16 protein-coding genes, 2 tRNA genes and 3 rRNA genes are annotated in these 24,962 nt (G+C 36.3%); 11 read left to right on the top strand and 10 right to left on the bottom strand.

Translation table 11 applies throughout. The features are described 5' to 3' along the window. The first annotated feature begins 640 nt into the window (after positions 1–640). The 3 genes from ACJ6WR_RS15630 (at position 641) to ACJ6WR_RS15620 (ending at position 4,308) form a co-directional block, all read left to right on the top strand. Complete coding sequence (locus ACJ6WR_RS15630) at positions 641–2,116, top strand: hypothetical protein (protein ID WP_409415714.1); 1,476 nt, start codon at positions 641–643, stop codon at positions 2,114–2,116. A gap of 120 nt (positions 2,117–2,236) precedes the next feature. Next, entirely contained in the window at positions 2,237–2,524 is a 288-nt protein-coding gene (locus ACJ6WR_RS15625; RefSeq protein ID WP_409415713.1) for a hypothetical protein, read from the top strand. Next, entirely contained in the window at positions 2,521–4,308 is a 1,788-nt protein-coding gene (locus ACJ6WR_RS15620) for a T9SS type A sorting domain-containing protein (protein ID WP_409415712.1), read from the top strand. Before ACJ6WR_RS15625 ends, ACJ6WR_RS15620 begins: the two co-directional genes overlap by 4 nt. 339 nt (positions 4,309–4,647) lie before the next feature. Here ACJ6WR_RS15620 and ACJ6WR_RS15615 read toward each other — a convergent pair whose 3' ends face one another. Continuing rightward, a complete protein-coding gene (locus tag ACJ6WR_RS15615; protein WP_409415711.1) occupies positions 4,648–5,397 on the bottom strand; it encodes a YoaK family protein in 750 nt (249 codons plus the stop codon). 369 nt (positions 5,398–5,766) lie between these two features. On the opposite strand from ACJ6WR_RS15615, the gene pckA reads away from it, so the two are divergent. The 3 genes from pckA (at position 5,767) to ACJ6WR_RS15600 (ending at position 9,035) form a co-directional block, all read left to right on the top strand. After that, on the top strand, positions 5,767–7,353 hold the full coding sequence (gene pckA, locus ACJ6WR_RS15610) for a phosphoenolpyruvate carboxykinase (ATP) (RefSeq protein WP_409415710.1): 1,587 nt from the start codon (positions 5,767–5,769) through the stop codon (positions 7,351–7,353). Positions 7,354–7,531: 178 nt separating this feature from the next. Then, the gene (locus ACJ6WR_RS15605; RefSeq protein ID WP_409415709.1) at positions 7,532–7,747 is read left to right on the top strand and encodes a hypothetical protein; all 216 of its coding nucleotides are present in this window, start codon (positions 7,532–7,534) and stop codon (positions 7,745–7,747) included. A gap of 46 nt (positions 7,748–7,793) precedes the next feature. Beyond that, entirely contained in the window at positions 7,794–9,035 is a 1,242-nt protein-coding gene (locus ACJ6WR_RS15600) for an aminotransferase class I/II-fold pyridoxal phosphate-dependent enzyme (RefSeq protein ID WP_409417933.1), read from the top strand. A gap of 263 nt (positions 9,036–9,298) precedes the next feature. On the opposite strand, the gene ACJ6WR_RS15595 is transcribed toward ACJ6WR_RS15600, so the two are convergent. Both ACJ6WR_RS15595 and icd read right to left on the bottom strand, forming a co-directional pair. Then, the gene (locus tag ACJ6WR_RS15595; protein WP_409415708.1) at positions 9,299–9,697 is read right to left on the bottom strand and encodes a DUF983 domain-containing protein; all 399 of its coding nucleotides are present in this window, start codon (positions 9,695–9,697) and stop codon (positions 9,299–9,301) included. A gap of 4 nt (positions 9,698–9,701) precedes the next feature. Next, positions 9,702–10,928, bottom strand: a complete 1,227-nt coding sequence (gene icd, locus ACJ6WR_RS15590; protein WP_039119060.1) for an NADP-dependent isocitrate dehydrogenase — start codon at positions 10,926–10,928, stop codon at positions 9,702–9,704. Positions 10,929–11,093: 165 nt separating this feature from the next. Between icd and ACJ6WR_RS15585 the strand changes: the two genes are divergently transcribed. Further along, positions 11,094–11,789 carry a Crp/Fnr family transcriptional regulator gene (locus ACJ6WR_RS15585; protein WP_409415707.1) on the top strand — a complete coding sequence of 232 codons (696 nt, stop codon included), beginning with the start codon at positions 11,094–11,096 and terminating at the stop codon, positions 11,787–11,789. A 539-nt stretch (positions 11,790–12,328) separates the two neighbouring features. On the opposite strand, the gene rrf is transcribed toward ACJ6WR_RS15585, so the two are convergent. The 5 genes from rrf to ACJ6WR_RS15560 form a co-directional block, all read right to left on the bottom strand. After that, positions 12,329–12,438: ribosomal RNA gene (gene rrf / locus ACJ6WR_RS15580) — 5S ribosomal RNA — on the bottom strand. A gap of 186 nt (positions 12,439–12,624) precedes the next feature. Further along, positions 12,625–15,509: ribosomal RNA gene (locus ACJ6WR_RS15575) — 23S ribosomal RNA — on the bottom strand. 174 nt (positions 15,510–15,683) lie between these two features. Further along, positions 15,684–15,757: transfer RNA gene (locus ACJ6WR_RS15570), tRNA-Ala, on the bottom strand. 158 nt (positions 15,758–15,915) lie between these two features. Then, positions 15,916–15,989 (bottom strand) — tRNA-Ile (locus ACJ6WR_RS15565). Between the two features lie 120 nt (positions 15,990–16,109). Then, positions 16,110–17,623: ribosomal RNA gene (locus ACJ6WR_RS15560) — 16S ribosomal RNA — on the bottom strand. Together the 16S, 23S and 5S rRNA genes with 2 tRNA genes alongside form the textbook arrangement of a ribosomal RNA operon. A 982-nt stretch (positions 17,624–18,605) precedes the next feature. Between ACJ6WR_RS15560 and thrS the strand changes: the two genes are divergently transcribed. The 4 genes from thrS to rplT all read left to right on the top strand — a co-directional run bounded on the left by thrS (position 18,606) and on the right by rplT (position 21,899). Beyond that, entirely contained in the window at positions 18,606–20,552 is a 1,947-nt protein-coding gene (gene thrS, locus ACJ6WR_RS15555) for a threonine--tRNA ligase (RefSeq protein WP_039116434.1), read from the top strand. 16 nt (positions 20,553–20,568) lie between these two features. Next, positions 20,569–21,123, top strand: coding sequence for a translation initiation factor IF-3 (infC, locus tag ACJ6WR_RS15550; protein WP_369827407.1), 555 nt, complete (start codon positions 20,569–20,571; stop codon positions 21,121–21,123). Between the two features lie 133 nt (positions 21,124–21,256). Next, on the top strand, positions 21,257–21,454 hold the full coding sequence (gene rpmI / locus ACJ6WR_RS15545; protein ID WP_022827375.1) for a 50S ribosomal protein L35: 198 nt from the start codon (positions 21,257–21,259) through the stop codon (positions 21,452–21,454). Positions 21,455–21,554: 100 nt separating this feature from the next. Further along, positions 21,555–21,899, top strand: a complete 345-nt coding sequence (rplT, locus tag ACJ6WR_RS15540) for a 50S ribosomal protein L20 (protein WP_035633036.1) — start codon at positions 21,555–21,557, stop codon at positions 21,897–21,899. A 121-nt stretch (positions 21,900–22,020) separates the two neighbouring features. Here the strand turns inward: rplT and ACJ6WR_RS15535 are convergent, their stop codons facing one another. Next, positions 22,021–23,046 carry a hypothetical protein gene (locus ACJ6WR_RS15535; RefSeq protein WP_086895570.1) on the bottom strand — a complete coding sequence of 342 codons (1,026 nt, stop codon included), beginning with the start codon at positions 23,044–23,046 and terminating at the stop codon, positions 22,021–22,023. 63 nt (positions 23,047–23,109) lie between these two features. Beyond that, the gene (locus ACJ6WR_RS15530; protein WP_409415706.1) at positions 23,110–24,642 is read right to left on the bottom strand and encodes a sulfatase-like hydrolase/transferase; all 1,533 of its coding nucleotides are present in this window, start codon (positions 24,640–24,642) and stop codon (positions 23,110–23,112) included. Between the last annotated feature and the right edge of the window lie 320 nt (positions 24,643–24,962).

Below are 24,962 nucleotides of genomic sequence, written 5' to 3'. Positions count from 1 at the left end.
TTGTAGTTACTGTCATTGGGTTTATACCATTTTTGGCATAACCTGAGATGCCTGAGACAACTCAACATTACAATTGCAAGAAGTAGATGTTTGCCAAAATAATACTGAGTGAGCGTAAGATTTTTGTTATAATTTATTTTACAGGGCTCAAATGCAGATTCAGAAAACCTGAAAATACTGTAGTACTTTAGCAATGCAAAAAAACCTTTAGATTATAGGTATGATTTAAGATAAGGGTTCGGTCACATCTGTTTTATTAAAACAGATTAAAATGGCAGCCTAATAAAAACACATAAACCATGTAATTATTTAGGACTCATTCATTATAAAAAAATCATCTGAAATTTTCCTAAGATATACACTACAATTAATTTTTATTTATTTCGATTCTATTTATAACTAAGAAAGACCATTTTATATTCAATTTTCTGAAGTTCAAATAGTTGCCAGCTGTGATTCCCACTGTTGAAACTAACAAATAAATTCATGGAGGTTTTTGTTTATTTTGTTGAATTATTTCTAATAAAAAGCAATAAATAATATATAATTTTCAAATATTATTATTTAATTCTAGTAATTCCTTAATTAAAGGTTACGTTTACTAAAGACCCCAAGTCTATATTTTAAACTAAACCTACTTATGAAAAAAATCTACTTGTTTTTCTTTTTTGTCACGCAACTGACAAGTGCTCAAATTGGAATTGGAACAGTCACTCCTCATGCTTCTTCGATACTACATATCGAATCTACTACTCAGGGACTGATTACCCCACGAATGACTTCGGTGCAAAGAATTGCAATTACAACTCCTGCCAATGGCTTATTGGTTTTTGACACAACTGTTGGAAATTTTTATTATTATGATACGCCTACCTTAGTATGGATTCAGTTAAGTGGGGACAAACAGGGACGTTTAAAATATAAATTAATAAAATCAACTGACGTATTAGCTACGGTTTTGGCTACTGAAAAAACTGCTGGTGGAGGTACAAAATATCTTATGGATTCCACTACACTTTATGAAATTAATGGCGCTATCAATGTTGATTTGCCCATTGAACTAAATGGTTGTTATATAATTGGACAAGATTCTACAGAGGATAAACTTATTAAAGCTTCTGGTGATCTTTTTTCGGGTACCACTGGTGGGTCTATAAGAGTGCTGACATTAACAGCTACTGGAGGAAATGTTTTTAATATTACTGGTTCAGGTACTTTAACACAGAGTATTATTATTAGAGACTGTATTGTTGCAAGTTCAGCGACTGTAGGTAAACTACAAAATTTTGCCTTCGTTTTTGTTAGTATTGTTCAATATATCGGGAATGGAGCGGGAATAGTATATCAGGATATTAGTAAGTTACTACTTAGTAATGCGGGATGGTTTGGTAACAATGCAGGTACCTATGAAAAATTACAAGGTACTTTCGGCTTAGTAGCCAAACAAGGAGGATTTAGTGAAGTTATTGGAGCCAGTGTAGGATTTGATGTTTCGGCTAATCCCGTAATTCAGGGTGATGCAGTAGTAGAAACGGTTATATTTACAGGTGCACTAACCACTGGGAAATATGTAAACGGATATAGCCCAGCTACCTACACAGGATTTAATTTTAATAATAATTGGTCAGCAAAGTGTACAGGAATCCCTACCGAAGGTGATTCAGGAGCAACAGGATCAGTATATTTAAATCGTGCTGGTACAACCCAAACTGCAACTCCTATTGGTACAACTGGTACTGGTACAAAATTGGCTATTACAGCAGGATTAACTGCTAATCTTTATAGGGCTACGGCAACTACAAACAATAATATCACCTATATGGGCAAAAAGCCCAGGATATTTCAAGTGAATTGTGCTTTGTCTTTTGTGAGTACGTTAGGGGTTGGGAATACAGAGTATATATTTTATTTTGTACGAATACCTGCTGCAGGAGGAACAGATCCTCAACTATCTTCTGAGACTTTTATTGACACTAATGCGGGTTATGTTCAATCATTTCCCATACAAGGTTCTGTTATGCTCAATACAGGAGACTCTATAGAGTTATGGATAAAACGTAATAATGCCAATACACAAAGTGTTACGGTTCGTTCATTTAACATGACCATAAAATAGTATAAGTTTTTTTACCAAAACCATTTTGCAGCTCAGAATTTACTTTTTGTAATTTCTGAATGTGCTGGTGTATTTAATCCCAAGATGAACATATAACTGTTCATAAAATAAATAAAACTTATGGAACCTATAAATATTAGATTACTCTTTATAATTGCTACATTACTTTTAGTACATGCCGTTGTTTCTGCGCAAGCACCTCCAGCACCTGGTGATCCGCAGCCAGAATTACCTATTGATAATGGTATACCATTATTAATGATTTCGGGGCTTTTATTGGCTATTTATGTTATTAGAAAGAAAAAAAAGATACCGATACCATCCCAAACATCATTATTAATTCTAGAAGATAAACAGGAAAAAGTTGTTGAGAAAGTTTGTATAAATAACACAAAAACAAGATTATGAAAAAAATAATACTACTAGTAATCTTGTTGTTTTCCTTAAACTCCTTTTCTCAAATTTATTTCGGAACTAATACAGCTATGTATGTAAAGAATGAATTGCTTTATGTTAAGCAGGATATTAATTTGCAGTCAAATTCTATTCTCTATTTAAGGAACCGTTCGCAATTAGTTCAGGGAACGACTAGTACATCTCTAAATAGTGGAATAGGAATAGTATCTGTATATCAAGAAGGAACTTCGGATAATTTTGATTATAATTATTGGTGTTCTCCTATTGGGAATACTGCTGCTACAGGAAATGGAAATTTTGGCATTACAATGCTAAATAGACCTTTATCGGCTACGACAGCTGAAGTAGCTATAGTATTGCCACTAGCCACTAAGGATGGAATTTCGAATCCGCTTTCGATAGCGGCACGATGGATTTATAAATTAATTAATGCTAATAGTTATTCTCAATGGATTTACATCGGCGGTGCCAGTACTATTGCTTCGGGGGAAGGATTTACAATGAAAGGTACTGGCGGAACCGATAATTTAGATGCCGAAAGCAATGGTGTTCAGAACAATCCTGGAGGAATTGGTGCACAACGATATGATTTTAGAGGCAGACCAAATGATGGTAATATTACGGTAAGTTTAGGGCTTAATAATGCAACCTTGTCAGGAAATCCATATCCATCAGCTTTACATCTTAATGCTTTTCTTTTGGACACTGACAATACTGCCGGAACAGGAATTGCTTACTTTTGGGAACAAAACAAAGCTGTAAATTCTCATTTCATTGCCAATTATAGAGCAGGATACGGGAGTTACTCACCCATAAGTTTGGGGAGTAATGGAGTGTATGTACCAGCTACTTTTAATTCGTATAATGATGATGGTTCTTTAAATACAACAGGTACCTCTTCAGGATTGGTAATTGCACGAAAATATTCACCCATTGGTCAAGGATTTATTTTAAATGGTAGAATAACAGGAACAGTTACTTTAAAAAATTCGCATAGAGCGTATTATAAAGAAGGGAATCCGTTGACTCAATTTGAGCGTCCTGCTAAAAATAAAGCTTCAAAAATTAGTGAGTCTATACCTAATACCCCCTATTTTAAGTTAAATGCAATACTTAATAATCAATTTACCAGACAGCTGGCATTGGCTTTCTTACCCGAAGCAACAGATGGGGTTGATTATGGAATTGATGCACTAAATATGGATGCATCACTTCCCAATGATGTCAGTTTTTTACTGGAAGATAAGAATTATGTAATTCAAGGAGTCAATTTTGAAGAAACTAAAAAAATACCTTTAGCAGTAAAAGCCACAAATAATACCACCATAAAATTCTATGTTCCTGAGGTAATAAACTTTGATCTTTCTCAGGCTATTTATATCCATGACGCCTTGGATGATTCTTATCATGATATAAAAAATAGTGTGTACGAAGTAACAGTTCCGAAAGGAATATATAGCGACAGGTTTAAAATTACTTTTATAGACGAAAAAAAATTAAATACAAAAGATTTAACAAAGCCAACATTTACCATTAATCAAAATAATACAGATCAGAAGTTAATGATTTCCAATACAACCCAAGTTGACATTAAGTCGGTAATAGTATATGATATGTTAGGAAGAATAATTTTGTCAAAGGAAATACTCGGAAATAACCAGCATTATTATTTTTCGACTAGTGGGTTAAGTTCTGGGATATACATAGTTGAATTATTGACTGTAGACACTTTAAAAACTATACAAAAAGTTATTATTTCTAATTCCGGAAAATAAAGAAAAATATATTTATTAATGTACTTATTATATAATTTCCTCTAATTTGTTTCTAGTCATCTTATATTATTTTGTTCCTATTTTGTACTTCAAAATAGGAACAAAATAAAGACTGGCTTGTTAATTTTTGGAGCACTAATACAATTTTATATACTTAAAGTTAAATCTTTACAAGGTCAATTTGAACTCCACATATTTTTATTATCTCATCGACATCTCAATGGCTTAAAATAAACCTTAACTTAAAATATGTTGCTTAAAGAATAATAACATCGATAAAAATAACCTTTTGAGTCTAAATACAATTCTTAGATACGATAAGATCCTCCAAGCAGGTTTTTACATATTATCTGATGAAATATTCACTACTCGCCTATACTTTCTCTTCAATAACACCAGATTAAACCTGACCCTGTCATATATCAATCCTACTAACAAAGCTGCTACTCCGATAAACAAGACATGTAATTCAATATTAGAATAAAAAAACCCACCAACAATCCCACCAACAAAAAAGAAGCTGATAATAGTGCCACGCAATTTTATGGAAATAAATAACTTTTCTCTAAAGCTTGATTCCTTATAAAAAAATAATTGGGACAATTCAATTCCAAGATCAGTAAAAAGTCCTGTTAAATGGGTTGTCCGAACTGTTGCATTAGAAATTTTTGTTACCAGTGAATTCTGTAAACCCATTGCAAAAAGTAAAGTATAGGCTATAAAATCAGGACTTCCACTAATTAAATACTTTCCAAAAATAGCAACACAAAATAAAATAATACTTTCAATTGCTGTTGGAACTATGTAACTGTATTTTTCGTTTTTTCGTAAAAGATATTCTACAACTAGGCTGGAAAAAAAAGATCCCATAAAAAAAAAGAATATATATAAAAAATAAATAAATCCTTGTTTGAAATTAAGCTTAAAGACTTCGTCTACAAAAAAAGCAAAATGGCCCGTTACGTTTGTAGTTAACTTTTGAACGGCCAAAAAACCTGCTACGTTTACTAGCCCAGCTACAAACGATAATAGAGAAGCAATTTTAAGATTATGTCTTAGATTCCTTTTAGAGCCCTGATGTTTGAACATGATAATGATTTAAGTTCAGATAATCAAATTTTAGAAATCAATGCTTATCTAGAATTGAATTTTTTGTAATTAGCACTTTAGTGTTTTACCGTTTGGGGAAGCTTTATTTTAAAATTAAAAATTAAAAATTGGCTATTTCAACTAACTCTTTCGAGCATTTCCTTATCCTCCTTAGGAAGTTCATTTAAAAGATATTGATTATTGAAGATAAATTTAGAAATCATAATCAATTCCAAAGCTACACTATTTTTCCTCTTCACTTTCCGTTATTGATTTAAATCAAATTCCAACATATTCTTAGTCATTTAAATCTCCTCTTAGCCAACGTATTTTTGCATGAGCAATTAACCTTTCTTGCAATAATAAATTATGAAAAATACAGAACAGCTAAAGAATATTGGTATCAAATCAAATAAAGAAATCTTCTGGAATTTGCCTGAACTTAAATTAGTAACACATACAGTAAAGAAAAAACAAGGAATTATAACTAGTTCAGGTGCATTAGCCTGTGATACAGGCGAATTTACAGGTCGCTCTCCCAAAGATAAATATATTGTAAGAGACGAAAAAACCAAAGATTCTGTTTGGTGGGGAGAAGTAAATCATCCGTTCTTACCAGAGGATTTTGATAAACTATACGATCGTGTTACTGTTCATCTTTCTAATAGAGCTATTTATATTAAAGACGTTTATGCATGTGCAAAAAAAGAATACCAATTAAATGTAAGAGTGATTACCGATAATCCTTGGCAAAGCCTCTTTGTTAACAATCTTTTTTTAAGACCTACAGAAAAAGAACTCGAAACTTTCCAACACGAATGGTTGATACTTGTTGCACCCGAATTTAAGGCAGAACCTAAAATTGATAAAACCCGACAACATAATTTTACAATTATAAACTTTACCAAAAAAATAATACTTATTGGGGGTAGTGCGTATACAGGTGAAATTAAAAAAGGAATTTTTACGGTTCTAAATTATATTCTTCCTCACGAAAAAGACATACTATCAATGCATTGCTCTGCTAATATTGGCAAAGATGGTGATACTTCTGTATTTTTTGGTTTATCAGGTACTGGTAAAACAACCCTATCTGCAGATCCTTTAAGAAAATTAATCGGTGACGACGAACATGGATGGGATAATGATAGTGTTTTTAATTTTGAAGGAGGCTGTTATGCTAAATGTGTGAATCTAAGTAAAGAAAAAGAACCTCAAATTTTTTCAGCAGTGCGTTTCGGGACTTTACTTGAGAATGTTCGATTCTTTGAAGGAACTAATATAGTTGATTATGATAATATTTCAGTAACTGAAAATACTAGGGCAGCCTATCCAATCCATTTTATTGATAACGCCATAAATCCATCTATTGGTAGTGTCCCAAAAAATATTTTCTTTCTTACTTGTGATGCTTTTGGAGTACTACCTCCTATTTCAAAACTAACTATCGGGCAAGCTATGTACCATTTTATTTCAGGATACACCGCTAAGGTAGCAGGAACCGAAGCCGGAATTACAGAACCACAAACTACGTTTTCGGCTTGTTTTGGAAAACCTTTTTTACCCCTACATCCAACTAAATATGCTGAACTATTGGGAAAAAAACTCAAAGAAAATAATGTTAACGTTTGGCTCATCAACACAGGATGGTCAGGTGGTGCTTATGGCGTTGGAGAACGAATTAAACTTTCCTACACCAGAACTATGATAACAGCTGTTCTTGAAGATAAACTTAATAAAGTAGACTATATACAACATTCTGTATTTGGATTACAAATGCCTGCGCAATGCGAAGGTGTACCATCGGAAATATTAAATCCTAAGAATACTTGGAATGATAAATCCGCATACGATAAAAAGGCTCAAAGTCTTGCTGCACAATTTGTAGAGAACTTTAAAACCTTTGAATCCTTTGCTAACCAAGAGATAATTGGTGGTGGTCCAACTATTATATAGTATAAAAGTTTGTATTTCCTAATATCCTAATTATAGGAGAACCCTCCTCGAGAAAGTCCCCTTAGGTATGAGACTTGTTACTTACTATAGCTTATGGGATGAAATTCCAGAAAGTTTCAACTTACAATATACTGCCTTAGGGGAATACTTAACTTTTGGGTAAAAAAATTTAACCATCGTGAAAGATAAACTTACCATGCAAAAAAATAAAGAAGCATTGCTGCTAAAAGGAGTTCTCAAATTAAAGATAATTGGGTTAAGGAAAGTTACCACTGAAAATATTCTCTCTAATGAATTGTACCGATTGTACTTTATTAGATTTCTTGACGACAAAACAATTTTTAGAAATGATTCTGAAATTCAGACTATAAATGAATTTAAAAAAAGCCTATAAATGGGCCGAAAATATACAGAAAACATAACATCTCAATATGAAACATATGAATATAATGGATAAAATAAATACACGTCTTGGTCCGTTAGGCGATCATGCTTATTATGCACATGGATATTATGCTTACCCAAAACTCGAAGGAGATATTAGTAATACAATGCTTTTTAATGGCAAGAAGAAATTAGTTTGGAGTTTGAATAATTATCTGGGACTGGCAAATCACCCAGAAGTTAGAGATGCCGATAATGAAGGTACTCGCCGCTACGGACTTGCATATCCTATGGGAGCGCGCATGATGAGTGGAAATACCAGGCTACATGAAGAGTTTGAAGAAAAAATTGCAGATTATGTTCAAAAAGAAGATGCTTTTTTATTGAATTATGGATATCAAGGAATGCTTTCTATCATTGATAATTTGGTGGACCGAAAAGATGTTATCGTTTACGACGCAGAGGCACATGCCTGTATTATTGACGGAATGAGATTACACCAGGGAAAGCGTTTTGTTTTTAAACACAATAACATTGAAGACTGTGAAAAACAGCTCGAACGTGCCAAAAAGATAGTGAAAGAAACTAAAGGAGCAATCTTAGTAATTACTGAAGGTGTTTTTGGTATGCGTGGCGATCAGGGTAAATTAAAAGAAATTGTAGCACTCAAGAAAAAATATAATTTTTCACTACTGGTAGATGATGCCCATGGTATTGGCTGTATGGGAAATACTCGTGCAGGAACTGGCGAAGAACAAGGCGTTCAAGATGGCATTGATTTTTATTTTGGCACATTTGCTAAATCATTTGCAGGAATTGGTGCTTTTGTGGCCAGTACCAAAGAGGCAATACTATTCCTAAAATACAATATGCGCTCCCAAATATTTGCCAAAGCACTACCAATGCCAATGGTTTTTGGCGCTTTAAAACGATTGGACTTAATGCGAACTAAACCAGAACTTAGAGAAAAACTTTGGAAAATAACAAATAGTTTACAAATTGGCCTAACTAATTCAGGTTTTGATATAGGAAGTACCAATTCCCCTGTTACACCTGTCTACCTTAACGGAACAATAGGTGAAGCCACTGCTTTGGTTAGAGACTTACGAGAAAATCATCAAATATTCTGCTCTATGGTAGTATATCCAGTTGTACCTAAAGGAATGATTATTTTACGATTGATACCAACTGCGATACATACTCTGGAGGATGTTGAAAGAACTATAACAGTATTTAAAGAGATTAGAACTAACCTCAATACAGGACAATACAAACTCTTGGAAGAAGCAACAGTTTAAACATTAAATCACTCATAAATAAACCATTAGCCCTAACAGGGTAGTATTCTCTATTGAGAGAGTACTTTAAAAATATAGATTAAAATAATCTATTTAACTAGGTAAGAATTCTAACTATCTATTTAAAAAACGGAGAAACTTTAAAGATAACCATAAAGTCCTCCGTTTTATTTTTAGTTTAACTTCTAAATATTTGCGAAGCATGATATTTTGTTATTTTTAATTAGTACATCCCAGAAAATACCTCATTTTTAATTTGATACTTAAATAGTACCACCTCTTTTACCTCCCTGAACATAATTAATAGTTAAATGAATTAAAATAGCTCTGGATATTCGCATTATTGGGATTTGCAATAAAAAGCATAAAATCACCAAAACTGGTAGTAATATTTTAAATGAAATTTCATAGTTCTCGTTTAAATACAATCCCAGGAATAATAGAGGTATAAAAACAATCAATACTATTGGATAACTAATCCACAAAGCAGCAGAGTAAAAGCCTGGCTCAATTTTAAAATCCTGATTGCAGTGCAAACAGTTTTGTGGCATGTCAAAAATTTTATTAAATACGAAAAGCCCTCGATTGGTAAATAAATTCCCTTTATAGCATCTGGGACACTTTAGTTTAAAGATATTATATAGTTTTATTCTTGTGTCCATCGACTTACTCCATATTATCCACAACAGCTTGACCAAATTCCGAACACTTAAGTAAGGTAGCACCTTGCATCAAACGCTCAAAATCATAAGTAACTGTTTTTTTATTTATAGCTCCTTTAATACCTTTAAGTATGAGATCTGCCGCTTCCTGCCAACCAAGATATTCCAACATCATTACTCCAGAAAGAATTTCAGAGGAAGGATTTACTTTGTCCAGATCTTTATATTTAGGAGCAGTTCCATGTGTGGCTTCAAATATCGAAACCCCAGTTGTGTAATTAATGTTTGCTCCTGGGGCAATTCCAATCCCGCCTACTATTGCTGCCAAAGCATCCGAAATATAATCTCCATTAAGGTTTAGTGTGGCAATAATATCATATTGTTCAGGTCTTAATATGATTTGTTGCAAAAAAGCATCCGCTATTACATCTTTTACAATAACTTTATTACCATATTTTTCAATAACTTGCCAAGGTCCTCCTTCATAATCTTTGGCTCCAAATTCATCTTTTGCTAATTGATATCCCCACTCTTTAAATTTACCTTCAGTAAATTTCATGATATTTCCTTTGTGTACTATTGTTACTGATTTTTTTTTATTTTCTACAGCGTATTTAAGAGCAGCTCTAATAAGTCGTTCAGATCCTTCTTTTGAAACTGGTTTTATTCCTATTGAAACTGTGTTTGGAAATCGAATAACCTTAACTGCCATCTCGTTAATCAAAAAATCTTTAACCCTCTCTAATTCTGGCGTACCAGCCATCCATTCAATACCAGCATAAATATCTTCGGTATTTTCTCTAAAAATGATCATATCTACTTTTTCAGGTGCTTTTACTGGGGAAGGAACACCAGCATACCATTTTACAGGTCTCACACACGCATATAAGTCAAGTTTTTGTCGTAACGCAACATTAAGAGATCGCATGCCTCCACCGACTGGTGTTGTTAGCGGTCCTTTTATGGCTACCAAAAACTCCTTAATATCCTCAATTGTTGCATCAGGTAACCAATTTCCGGTTTTTCCAAAAGCTTTTTCCCCTGCATAAACTTCTTTCCACTGAATCTTTCTCTTACCACCATAAGCTCTCTGTACCGCTCCATCAAAAACTAATTTTGATGCTCTCCAAATATCCGGTCCTATACCATCTCCCTCAATAAAAGGAATTATGGGGTGAGAAGGAACAATGAGCCTTCCGTTTTGAATACTTATTTTATTCTCATTTATCATTTTATATTTTTTTAAATTCAATGCAGACTTTCGTTGATTCAACTTTATTTCCGTTATTTAACCCTCACTATTTTCTCTCTGTCTTCTTATGAAGACGAAATCAAATAGCTGTACAAATATATAACAAATGTTATATATTTTATTAATTAATGTTATATTTGTTTTATGAAAGATTTCTTTACCAAATTTGATTTCCAAAGTAACCAGCTTTTTGAAAACCTGACTGAATCAGAAAAGCAAGCAGTTGAAAGTGTTATGGAACCCCTTAACATAAAAAAAGGAAGTATGCTTTTTTACGAAGGTGGTATTCCTACAGGTATTTATCAAATAAAAAAAGGTAAGTCCAAAAAATTTAAGCGCGGTTTTACCGGTGACGAACAAATATTTTATATTTACACATCAGATGATGTACTTGGATATCACGCCCTACTTGGGCAAGAAAGATATCAAGACTCCTGTGAGGCACTCGAAGATTTAAAAGTGAATTTTATAGCTAAGGATGATTTTTTGAAGCTACTCCAAGAAATCCCTGCTTTACAGCAAAAAGTCATTAAAAATATTAGTCATGAATTTGGAGTTCTCGCAAACATCATTACAGTATTGGCACAAAAGAATCAAAATGCGCGATTGGCACTATTTTTACTATTGTTGGAAAATAGATTCAATCGAAATTCACTAACTGTCAAAGGTATTGACTTAACACGTGATGACTTAGCCAATCTTATTGGGACATCACAAGAAAGTCTAGGTAGAAGCCTTAAACAATTTAAAGAACAGGGCGCTATTATTATAGATAAAAGAAATATCTATATAAAAGACAGAGAGCAATTAGAACAATTACTACAAGTAAAAATTGAGTAATTCAGATAACCATTAAAACTTTTTTATTCAAAATTATAATGGTCATCATTTTTTATATTACACTTCAACGTATATTGCAAACTGATAAATTATTTCCAAACTAATCACTTATACACTGTTAAAGAATTAAGAACAAGTTCTTAGCAAAAATACAGTCCAAATTTCTATTAAAAAATCTTAAAACCAAACTTAAGATATATATCCTACAACACTAAAACATTTCCAAACACTACCATTCTAGCGTAATAAAGACGTTAATAATCGCAAACTAGTGAAACCACCTCTATATCTGTAAACACAAATTTTAGATATGTTTTACGTTAGTTTCTTATGGAGTCCCCCTTCGTTCCTCAGAGTGACAATATTGCATAAGAGAAAATATACACAAACACGATAGTGGGCTTTTGAAAACTTTCAAAAATTCTTCGTGGAACTTCGTGTTTTCTTTTTGCGGAACTTTGCGAAACAACTTTTCACAAAATCCCAAAAAAGTAAAGCCAAAAAAAAATCCTCATCAATTACTTGATGAGGATTCTAAAGAAAGGCGACGACATACTCTCCCACATAACTGCAGTACCATCTGCGCAGGCGGGCTTAACTACTCTGTTCGGGATGGGAAGAGGTGAGCCCCGCCGCAATAACCACCTTAAGGTTGTTAGTTGTTGGTTTTTGGTTGTCAGTTGATGGATTTCTCCAGCAACTATCAACTATTAACCATCAACTGCTCTGCGTCGAGCAAATATCTTAACACACTGAGATAAAGAAAAAAGTTTTTTTTAGAAAGTTTCTCCCAGCCCCTTTGTTCCCCCTTCGGGGGTTAGGGGGCTGGAAAAGCGTACATAAGCTTACGGATTATTAGTACTACTCGACTATGACATTACTGCCTTTACATCTATAGCCTATCAACGTGGTCATCTCCCACGATCCTTAAAAGAAATCTCATCTTGTGGTGGGTTTCGCGCTTATATGCTTTCAGCGCTTATCCCTTCCAAACGTAGCTACTCTGCGGTGCTCCTGGCGGAACAACAGATACACTAGAGGTTTGTCCAATTCGGTCCTCTCGTACTAGAATCAGATCCACTCAAATTTCTTGCGCCCACAGTAGATAGAGACCGAACTGTCTCACGACGTTCTGAACCCAGCTCGCGTGCCACTTTAATGGGCGAACAGCCCAACCCTTGGGACCTTCTCCAGCCCCAGGATGTGACGAGCCGACATCGAGGTGCCAAACCCCCCCGTCGATATGAGCTCTTGGGGGAGATCAGCCTGTTATCCCCGGCGTACCTTTTATCCTTTGAGCGATGGCCCTTCCATGCGGAACCACCGGATCACTATGCTCTACTTTCGTACCTGATCGACCTGTATGTCTCTCAGTCAAGCTCCCTTATGCCATTGCACTCTACGCACGGTTACCAAGCGTACTGAGGGAACCTTTAGAAGCCTCCGTTACTCTTTTGGAGGCGACCACCCCAGTCAAACTACCCACCAAGCAATGTCCCCCGCAATCGCGGGGTTAGGCCTCAGATAAACAAAGGGTTGTATTTCAACAATGACTCCACAACGCCTAGCGACGCCACTTCACAGTCTCCAACCTATCCTACACATCATTTATCCAAGGTCAATACTAAGCTATAGTAAAGGTGCACAGGGTCTTTTCGTCCCACTGCGGGTAAGCGGCATCTTCACCGCTACTACAATTTCACCGAGCTCATGGCTGAGACAGTGTCCAGATCGTTACACCATTCGTGCAGGTCGGAACTTACCCGACAAGGAATTTCGCTACCTTAGGACCGTTATAGTTACGGCCGCCGTTTACTGGGGCTTCAATTCAATGCTTCTCCGAAGATAACATCTCCTCTTAACCTTCCAGCACCGGGCAGGTGTCAGGCCCTATACTTCATCTTACGATTTTGCAGAGCCCTGTGTTTTTGATAAACAGTCGCCTGGACCTCTTCACTGCGGCCAGCATTGCTGCTGGCGACCTTTCTCCCGAAGTTACAGGTCTATTTTGCCTAATTCCTTAGCCATGAATCTCTCGAGCACCTTAGGATTCTCTCCTCGACTACCTGTGTCGGTTTGCGGTACGGGTACTTATTACCTGAAGTTTAGAGGTTTTTCTTGGAAGCCCTTAGGCGCACTATCTCTTTGACCGAAGTCTCCGAGTACTATCGTATTTCCCCAAGCCGCGTGGATTTGCCTGCGCAGCTTATAGGTAGGTACTTCAACGAACTATTCCGTCAGTTCGCGGCGCTTTCATCACTCCGTCACCCCATCACAGTAATAAGTAGTACGGGAATATTAACCCGTGGTCCATCGACTGTCCCTTTCGGGTTCGCCTTAGGTCCCGACTAACCCACAGCTGATTAGCATAGCTGTGGAAACCTTAGTCTTTCGGTGTGCGGGTTTCTCGCCCGCATTATCGTTACTTATGCCTACATTTTCTTTTCTAACCAGTCCAGCATGCCTTACGACACACCTTCAACCCTGTTAGAATGCTCCCCTACCACTTTGACCTAAGTCAAAATCCATAGCTTCGGTAATATGTTTATGCCCGATTATTATCCATGCTCGTCCGCTCGACTAGTGAGCTGTTACGCACTCTTTAAATGAATGGCTGCTTCCAAGCCAACATCCTAGCTGTCTGGGCAGACAAACCTCGTTCTTTCAACTTAACATATATTTGGGGACCTTAGCTGATGGTCTGGGTTCTTTCCCTCTCGGACTTGGACCTTAGCACCCAAGCCCTCACTGTTGTGAAACATTATATAGCATTCGGAGTTTGTCAGGAATTGGTAGGCGGTGAAGCCCCCGCATCCAATCAGTAGCTCTACCTCTATATAACTTTATGCACAACGCTGCACCTAAATGCATTTCGGGGAGTACGAGCTATTTCCGAGTTTGATTGGCCTTTCACCCCTACCCACAGGTCATCCGAAGACTTTTCAACGTCAACCGGTTCGGTCCTCCACTGTGTGTTACCACAGCTTCAACCTGCCCATGGGTAGATCACACGGTTTCGCGTCTAACACTACTGACTAAAGCGCCCTATTCAGACTCGCTTTCGCTACGGATCCGTGGCTTAACCACTTATCCTTGCCAGCAACGTTAACTCGTAGGCTCATTATGCAAAAGGCACGCCGTCACCCCACGAAAGGGCTCCGACCGCTTGTAAGCGTATGGTTTCAGGATCTATTTCACTCCGTTATTCACGGTTCTTTTCACCTTTCCCTCACGGTACTGGTTCACTATCGGTCTCTCAGGAGTATTTAGCCTTAGCGGATGGTCCCGCCAAATTCAGACAGGGTTTCACGTGCCCCGCCCTACTCAGGATACCACTATCCTTTACACTCATTACCTATACGGGACTATCACCCTCTATGGTTCTACTTTCCAGTAGATTCTAATTCTTTGTGCAAGAAATGTCGTGGTCCTACAACCCCAACATTGCCGTAACAACATTGGTTTGGGCTAATCCGCGTTCGCTCGCCACTACTTACGGAATCACTTTTGTTTTCTTCTCCTCCGCCTACTTAGATGTTTCAGTTCAGCGGGTTTGCCCACCTATCGGTGTACTATGTCTTCAACATAGTGGGTTGCCCCATTCAGGTATTTACGGATCAAGTCGTGTGTGCCGATCCCCGTAACTTTTCGCAGCTTATCACGCCTTTCATCGCCTCTGAGAGCCAAGGCATCCCCCATACGCCCTTATTTTGCTTATTGTACCAGTCTTGATAAATCAAGACCGTTTTCTTTATATCCAGTATTACTACTGTCAATAAAAAATGCTTTCTACTTTTTATTATTTTCTTATCTCAATATGTCAATGAACTTTATTATGCTTTAGGCTTTACGCTTTAGGCATTAAGCTTATAGCCTACGGCTTATAGCTTTTTGTGGAGAATAACGGAGTCGAACCGTTGACCTCCTGCGTGCAAGGCAGGCGCTCTAGCCAGCTGAGCTAATCCCCCATTTTTCAATCTTAGATTGTAGAATTCAGATTTTAGACTTCTTAATTCTTATCTAATTTCTTTTGGTGAATTCCAACTTCTAGAATTTCCTTTTTTAAGCTTACAGTCTTTCTAATTAGAAATTATCAATTATTAATTGTCAATTACTTTTTAAAAAGTAGTCCCGGGCAGACTCGAACTGCCGACCCCTACATTATCAGTGTAGTACTCTAACCAGCTGAGCTACGAGACTCTGTTTTACTTAATTGTATTATTTGAACTAACAGCAGAGTAATATAATCTTCAATTTAACCTATAGGTCAATTCGTCTTCTTTCCCTAACGTGCATAAATGCTAACATATAGGGCTCTAGAAAGGAGGTGTTCCAGCCGCACCTTCCGGTACGGCTACCTTGTTACGACTTAGCCCTAGTTACCAGTTTTACCCTAGGCAGCTCCTTGCGGTCACCGACTTCAGGCACCCCCAGCTTCCATGGCTTGACGGGCGGTGTGTACAAGGCCCGGGAACGTATTCACCGGATCATGGCTGATATCCGATTACTAGCGATTCCAGCTTCACGGAGTCGAGTTGCAGACTCCGATCCGAACTGTGACCGGTTTTATAGATTCGCTCCTGGTCGCCCAGTGGCTGCTCTCTGTACCGGCCATTGTAGCACGTGTGTAGCCCAAGGCGTAAGGGCCGTGATGATTTGACGTCATCCCCACCTTCCTCACAGTTTGCACTGGCAGTCTTGTTAGAGTTCCCGACATGACTCGCTGGCAACTAACAACAGGGGTTGCGCTCGTTATAGGACTTAACCTGACACCTCACGGCACGAGCTGACGACAACCATGCAGCACCTTGTAAATTGTCTTGCGAAAGATCTGTTTCCAAACCGGTCAATCTACATTTAAGCCTTGGTAAGGTTCCTCGCGTATCATCGAATTAAACCACATGCTCCACCGCTTGTGCGGGCCCCCGTCAATTCCTTTGAGTTTCATTCTTGCGAACGTACTCCCCAGGTGGGATACTTATCACTTTCGCTTAGCCACTGAAATTGCTCCCAACAGCTAGTATCCATCGTTTACGGCGTGGACTACCAGGGTATCTAATCCTGTTCGCTACCCACGCTTTCGTCCATCAGCGTCAATCAATTAGTAGTAACCTGCCTTCGCAATTGGTATTCCATGTAATCTCTAAGCATTTCACCGCTACACTACATATTCTAGTTACTTCCTAATAATTCAAGTTTAACAGTATCAATGGCCGTTCCACCGTTGAGCGATGGGCTTTCACCACTGACTTATTAAACCGCCTACGGACCCTTTAAACCCAATGATTCCGGATAACGCTTGGATCCTCCGTATTACCGCGGCTGCTGGCACGGAGTTAGCCGATCCTTATTCTTACAGTACCGTCAAGGTTCTACACGTAGAACTGTTTCTTCCTGTACAAAAGCAGTTTACAATCCATAGGACCGTCATCCTGCACGCGGCATGGCTGGATCAGGCTTGCGCCCATTGTCCAATATTCCTCACTGCTGCCTCCCGTAGGAGTCTGGTCCGTGTCTCAGTACCAGTGTGGGGGATCTCCCTCTCAGGACCCCTACCCATCGTAGCCTTGGTAAGCCGTTACCTTACCAACTAGCTAATGGGACGCATGCTCATCTTTTACCGTTGTGACTTTAATAATTGCTCGATGCCGAGCTATTATACTATGAGGTATTAATCCAAATTTCTCTGGGCTATCCCTCTGTAAAAGGTAGATTGCATACGCGTTACGCACCCGTGCGCCGGTCTCTACTTCCGAAGAAGTATACCCCTCGACTTGCATGTGTTAAGCCTGCCGCTAGCGTTCATCCTGAGCCAGGATCAAACTCTTCATCGTATATTTTAATATTATATTCGACTAATGATTCTATCGGTTTTATTCAAATCTATCGATTCTATTACTCTTATTTTGTTGTTCTAAGATCTCTCTTAAAACGGCTGTCAATTCAATATGTCTAGGAACGTGTTCTTCTTTTTTAATATCGCTTGTTTCTCAAAGCGGGTGCAAAAGTAGAAAAGTCTTTTCTAACTGGCAAGAAATTTGTGAAGTTTTTTTTTGGAAAATTTTCGTTTCCGTTTTCTTCTTTCTTATCAATCTTTCAAGGAACTTTCCGTTGTTTTGCGGGGTGCAAATGTAACATCCGTTTTCCATTCTCACAAGCTTTTCTAAATCTTTTTTTTAGAATTTTATTTCTAATTTGATTCGTCTTGCTTGTCAGTATTTAAAGGAACGTTTGTCGTTGTTGCGGGTGCAAAACTACCACCTTTATATAGATAATCAATACTTTTTATGGAGTATTTTTGGTTTATTTCCAGACTTATCCCTTAACACTCTGACAATATTAAGTTTACATTTTAACAAAATTTACTATTTTTAAGTATTTTCTGATACAATTTATCATTTCGACAAAAATAACTATTCAAAAAGTATCAATTTTGCAAGGTTTACATTAAAACGGGGTATTTTTTAATAACTCACCTGCATAAGATCTTCTTTATATCTATCCTAAAAGAAGAAATCAAGACATTATCTTCCTAAATACAACTAACAAACCTACTTTCCTTAACCTAATATAATAGCCATCACAAAAACCAGGGTTTTCTTTCCCTATAAAACACCTCTTATCTTGCAAACCTGCTCTCCTAGCCCTGATAGAAGCGGAAATCCTTTTATGCCGTGGTTCGGCATAAAAGATTGGAGTAAATAGCAGGATTAAGCTCCTTATAAAAATCTACTCCTATATATAGTATAAACTTATACATATATATTGTATGTATTTTTGTAATCCACTATATTTGCATTCATAAAATTATAAACAATGATTAAGATTACTTTGCCCGATGGGTCAATTAGAGAGTTTGCTGCTGGCGTAACTCCTATGGAGGTTGCGAAAAGCATTAGTGAAGGATTCGCCCGAAACGTGATTTCGGCATCTTTTAATGGTACAACTATTGAAACCGAAACTCCTCTGACGACGGATGGTAGTCTTATTTTATATACATGGAATGATGCTGAGGGTAAAAAAGCTTTTTGGCATTCGACTTCGCACGTAATGGCTCAAGCTCTTGAGGAACTTTTCCCTGGGATTAAACTAACTCTAGGACCTGCTATCTCTAATGGTTTTTATTACGATGTTGATTTTGGTGACCAAAAGATATCTGATGCTGACTTTAAAAAGATTGAAGATCGTGTTCTTGAAATTTCAAGAGGTAAACATGAATTTAAAATGCGCCCTGTAAGCAAAGCTGAAGCTTTGGAATTATACAAGGATAACGTATACAAGACTGAGTTAATCTCTAATCTTGAAGACGGAACAATAACGTTTTGTGATCATGCTACTTTTACTGACTTATGCCGTGGTGGTCATATTCCGAATACTGGAATCATCAAGGCTATGAAGGTTATGAGTGTTGCAGGTGCTTACTGGAGAGGTGATGAGAAAAACAAACAATTAACTCGTGTTTATGGAACGTCTTTCCCTAAACAAAAAGATTTAACTGAATATTTAGAACTTCTTGAGGAGGCGAAACGTCGTGATCACCGTAAATTAGGTAAGGAGCTTGAATTATTTGCTTTCTCTCAGAAAGTTGGCCAAGGTTTACCTTTGTGGCTACCTAAGGGTGCTGCTTTACGCGACAGACTTGAGCAGTTTTTAAAGAAGGCTCAGAAAAAAGCAGGTTACGAACAAGTAGTTACTCCGCATATTGGACAAAAAGAGCTATATGTTACTTCTGGTCATTATGCTAAATATGGTGCTGATAGTTTCCAGCCTATTCATACTCCTGCTGAAGGGGAAGAGTTTTTGCTAAAACCAATGAACTGCCCTCATCACTGTGAGATTTACAATGTAAGACCTTGGTCATATAAAGATTTACCTAAGCGTTATGCTGAATTTGGTACTGTATATAGATACGAGCAATCTGGGGAATTACATGGATTAACTCGTGTACGTGGGTTTACTCAGGATGATGCTCATATTTTTTGTACTCCGGAACAATTGGACGAAGAGTTTAAGAAAGTAATTGACTTGGTTCTTTACGTATTTGGTTCTTTAGGTTTTGAAAACTTTACGGCTCAGATTTCTTTACGTGATAAAGAAAATAGAGATAAATATATTGGTAGTGACGAAAATTGGGAAAAAGCTGAGAATGCGATTATCAATGCTGCTGCCGATAAAGGCTTAAACACTGTGGTTGAATATGGTGAAGCTGCTTTTTATGGTCCTAAACTAGATTTTATGGTTAAAGATGCTTTGGGAAGACAATGGCAACTAGGAACTATCCAGGTTGACTATAACTTACCTGAGCGTTTTGAATTGACTTACAAAGGAGCTGACAATGAATTACATAGACCTGTAATGATTCACAGAGCACCTTTTGGTTCTATGGAACGTTTTATTGCAATTTTGCTAGAACACACGGCAGGAAATTTCCCACTTTGGCTGATGCCTGAACAGGCTATAATCTTGTCTTTGAGCGAGAAATATGAAATATATGCTAAAAAAGTTTTAGATTTGCTAGAAAATCACGAAATTCGCGCCCTAATTGACAACAGAAGTGAGACAATAGGTAAGAAAATTAGAGATGCAGAAATGCAAAAACTACCGTTTATGCTAATCGTAGGTGAGGAAGAGGAGAAAAATGGAACTATTTCTATCCGTCGTCACGGTCAAGAAGGTAAAGGAAATATTACAGTTACAATTGATGAATTTGTCGCAATTGTAGACGAAGAAATAAAAAAGACATTAAAAGTATTTACAGTTTAACTTAAATTATAAAGTCATAGCAATAAGAAGCAACAGAGGTTACCAACCTCGCGTAGAAAAAAAAGATGCACACAGAATAAACAATCTTATTCGTGTTCCTGAAGTACGCCTTGTAGGCGAAAACATAGAGCCTGGGGTTTTTAAAATAGCCGAAGCTCTAAGATTAGCTGATCAATTTGAATTAGATCTAGTTGAGATTTCGCCAAATGCAGAGCCGCCAGTTTGTAAAATCATGGATTACAAGAAATTTGTTTACGAACAAAAGAAACGTGATAAGGCACTGAAAGCAAAATCAACACAAGTTGTGGTGAAAGAAATTCGCTTTGGTCCTCAAACTGATGAGCATGATTATGAGTTTAAGAGAAAGAACGCTGAAAAATTCCTGAAAGAGGGTGCTAAATTAAAAGCATTTGTATTCTTTAAAGGACGTTCTATTATCTATAAAGATCAAGGTCAGATTTTACTATTAAGATTGGCTACCGATCTTGAAGAGTACGGTAAAGTAGAAGCTATGCCAGTTCTGGAAGGAAAGAGAATGATTATGTTCATTGCTCCGAAGAAGAAAAAATAATTATTTGCTATAAGCAATAAGTCTTAAGCTTTAAGCAAACTGTTATTGTAAACTTTTGCCTAAAGCTTAAAGCCTAAAGCCTAAAGCTCTTGAAAATATAAGTAAGTAAGAATAAATTAAAACACTAGGAAAAATGCCTAAAATGAAAACAAAATCTAGCGCCAAGAAACGTTTTAAAGTTACTGGTTCTGGAAAGATTAAAAGAAAGCATGCTTTTAAAAGTCACATCTTGACTAAAAAATCTAAAAAACGTAAATTAGCTTTGACACATTCAGCGTTAGTTCACAAAACAGATATGAAAAGCATCAAACAACAATTAAGAATTATCTAATAATTCTTTAGGTTAAAAAATTTAAAAATAACCTTGGAGTATGGCCGATAAGTTCCCTTGATTAAATTCGGGACGCCATCTACAAAAACACATAAAAATTATGCCAAGATCAGTAAATTCAGTTGCTAAAAGAGCAAGAAGAAAAAAGATAATGAAGCAAGCCAAAGGTTTCTTTGGTAGACGTAAAAACGTTTGGACAGTTGCTAAAAATGCGGTAGAGAAAGCAATGTGCTACGCTTACCGTGACAGAAAAGTGAATAAGAGAAATTTCCGTGCTTTATGGATTCAACGTATCAACGCTGGAGCTAGATTGGAAGGAATGTCTTACTCTCAATTCATGGGGAAAGTAAAAGCTAACGGAATCGAATTGAACCGTAAAGTTCTTGCAGATTTAGCAATGAATCACCCAGAAGCTTTCAAAGCAGTACTTAACAAAGTAAAATAAACGTTTTATAAACTCAATTTATATTACTTACTTATATAAAAGCCCAATCTTACGATTGGGCTTTTTGTTTTTAATATCATGCTATAAAAAACTTAGTTCTATTATTTATTAGCTATTTATCCTATTCAATTTTTGCTGTATAGGAAGAAATAGTTGTTGTACCTGAATCATTCTTGACTACATAAATACCTAATATATTATTTTTATATACGGTATTAGCACTTGTGATATTTGAATCTGGAAATTCAATATCTATCCAATTCGCTTCTCCAAATGTTCCATCAGAATTTCGATTTACGTAAACAAATGATGCTCCACTACCCTCTCCGTTTATAGTTACCCAATCGGCAGCCAAATTATAGCCTTTATTGGAAGAAGCTGTAATACCTTCAAAATGTGTAATTATCGACATGGTTGTTTCGTTTTTATAACTAAACGATTTTAAATTACTTATTTGTTTTGTTTTAGAATCATAATCGACCAGAAATGCCTGACTCAGTTTTCCAAATTTAGGGCTAGTATAACCACCTGTTATTGTATAACTATTACCTCCGTTATGCCAAATACCATACAATGTATTGGTTAATGAATCTGGTAATTTAAATTCTGTATATTCTTTTGTATTAATATCATATAGAAATGCATATCCATTCTTATCATTTTCTACATCATAATTCCCAACTGCAATTCCTTCCATTATACTATGAACGAATACATTATTTGTATTCCCTCCGTTTGGGGTTACTGGTGTCCATATTCCTGAACCATCAAGTGGTCCTTCATAATAAAATCCAAGATTTCCGCTTGGGAATCCTCCACTTGATGTTGTTATCTTATAAGATCCAACAATTTGTATATTTCCGTTAGTTCCATTATTAGGCCCATAACAAGAGGTATTGGTAACTATCTCTGAAGCTGTACTTGGAAAATTAATGACATGCCATTTTCCTGCATTACCATTACCTAATAGCTTCCCTTCATAAATCAGCCCCTGAACAATGCTATTTTGTCCTAACAAACTTGCTGTTATGTAAACATTTTCAGATTCTGAAACTCCTCTTATTCCTTGTATTGTTGTTTGTCCATTTGGATTATTAAAATCCATATAACTAACTGTGTTTACTTCTTGTTTTAAATTTTGTGACATAATGTGTGTTTTTAGATTATTTATCTGTTTGCCCTTTTACATTACTATGTCGCTAAATTATTTTTAGTTGAATTTTACAGTATTAAAGACATCTGTAGGTGCATTTACCCAAAGTTTGTCTACTTCGAGCTGATGTAATTGCTCTTCTAATTCCATTCTTATTTCGCTATATCCTGGATCATAAGCAAGATTGGTAATTTCTAATGGATCATTTACTAAATCGTATAGTTCGTATTGTTTGAAATAAGCGCTTGAGGCATCGAAGTAATAATCGAATTTCCACTTTTCTGTTCTTATGCATCGAATGCGATTAGCTGCTTTTACTATTGCCCAATTACTATTTGACCCTGCCTTAATATCATCGTATGTAAATAAAATGCTTTCCTGAACTGGTGTTCCATCCTCTATTATTGGCAATAAGCTTGTACCTGCAAGTCCTGTAGGTGGATTTGATACATTGGCGATTTCTAGCAATGTAGGCATGATATCTGCCAAGGTTGCCAATGCCATAGATTTTTTAGTTTCTTTATCCTTAAATAAAATAGGATTAGATATTACAAGTGGGACTCTTAATGCTTCTTCGTAAGCTACAAAGGTTTTCTGACGTAAACCTCCATGTGCTAATCCCATTTCTCCATGATCTGATGTTAATGTTACAATTGCTCTGTCTGCTAATTTATTTCCGTTTTCATCTTCTTTGTATAATTCTTTGATTAGGTAGCCAATTTCTTTGTCAACATGACTTAGCAAATATCCATAAAAGTTAATATAATTTAATTTTTCTTCTGGTGTTGCTATTGCTCCTAAGCTAAGTGCCATGTTAATTAAAATTTGTTCTTGTGCCATCGGTTTCTTATTCTCCAGCAAATTTTCATTTACTGTTACTGGTAGTTCAATTTCTCTACCTGTCCAACTATCTGGATGGTATCCTGAAGTGCCAGCAGATTTTGGATAAGCCAAAACATCATGTGGATTAACTAATGAAAGGATCAGGCAATATGGTTTATGATCTCCTGCTGCTCTTCTTGTTTTTACTTCTTTCAAATATTGTATTGCTTCTGCAGTATATCTTGCATCATGATTTGCATATCCTCCACCAAAATTCAACGGATTTACATCTTCACCTGCATCTGGAGCTATCCAGCCCATTGCCCCAAATAATGAAATATCAGCTGGTGTTAAATCATCATAATTGGTCTTTGTGCCATTGGGCGCAACTCCTTTACTCATATGCCATTTCCCTCTGTATTGAACATCATATCCATCTGCCCAAAGTACATTCATAATATTTGGTAAAGTGTTATCGAGTGTTGGTTCTTGTGGCGATAAAAGTCCTCCTTCTGTTAATGTCTGACTAACGCCATGCTTGGCAGGATACATTCCTGTAAATAATGTAGCCCGACTTGGGGAACACATACAGGTATTGCAAAAAGCTCTATCGAAACTAAATCCGTTTTCTTTAAGAAATGTAAGTGTTGGAAGATTTTTCTCTTCCCAACCTGGTGGAAAATGTTGTGTCGCTCTTTGCTCATCTGTAATGATAAGAATCATGTCTGGCTGTTGACCAATTTGTTCTAGTTGCATTTTAAAGTCCATTGAATATCGTTTTAAATTATTAAATAAAAAATGTAATTACGTATGTACTGTTTTAATATAATCGCTAATCAATTTGAAAATCAGCTCTTTGGACAACTTATTTTTAGTTAGGTATTTACTTTCTAATTGTATGATTGAGTTTATATACTCTCAATGATATTTGCTTATTCATGAATCTTTTTCATGATATCCAATTAGGTCAGAATAAAAGAACAATAATAAAAGAACTTATTTAAACGTATAAACACCTGTTTTTCAGAAAGTAAAACAAACAAAAAAACCAATCTAAAGATTGGCTTTTTTGCTTTAGGCTGATATTG

Origin of the sequence: Flavobacterium sp. PS2 (genome assembly GCF_046250155.1) — a bacterium.
Classification (GTDB): Bacteria; Bacteroidota; Bacteroidia; order Flavobacteriales; family Flavobacteriaceae; genus Flavobacterium.
Note: the sequence above shows the minus strand (reverse complement) of the source record. Positions and strands in the feature narration are given on the sequence as shown.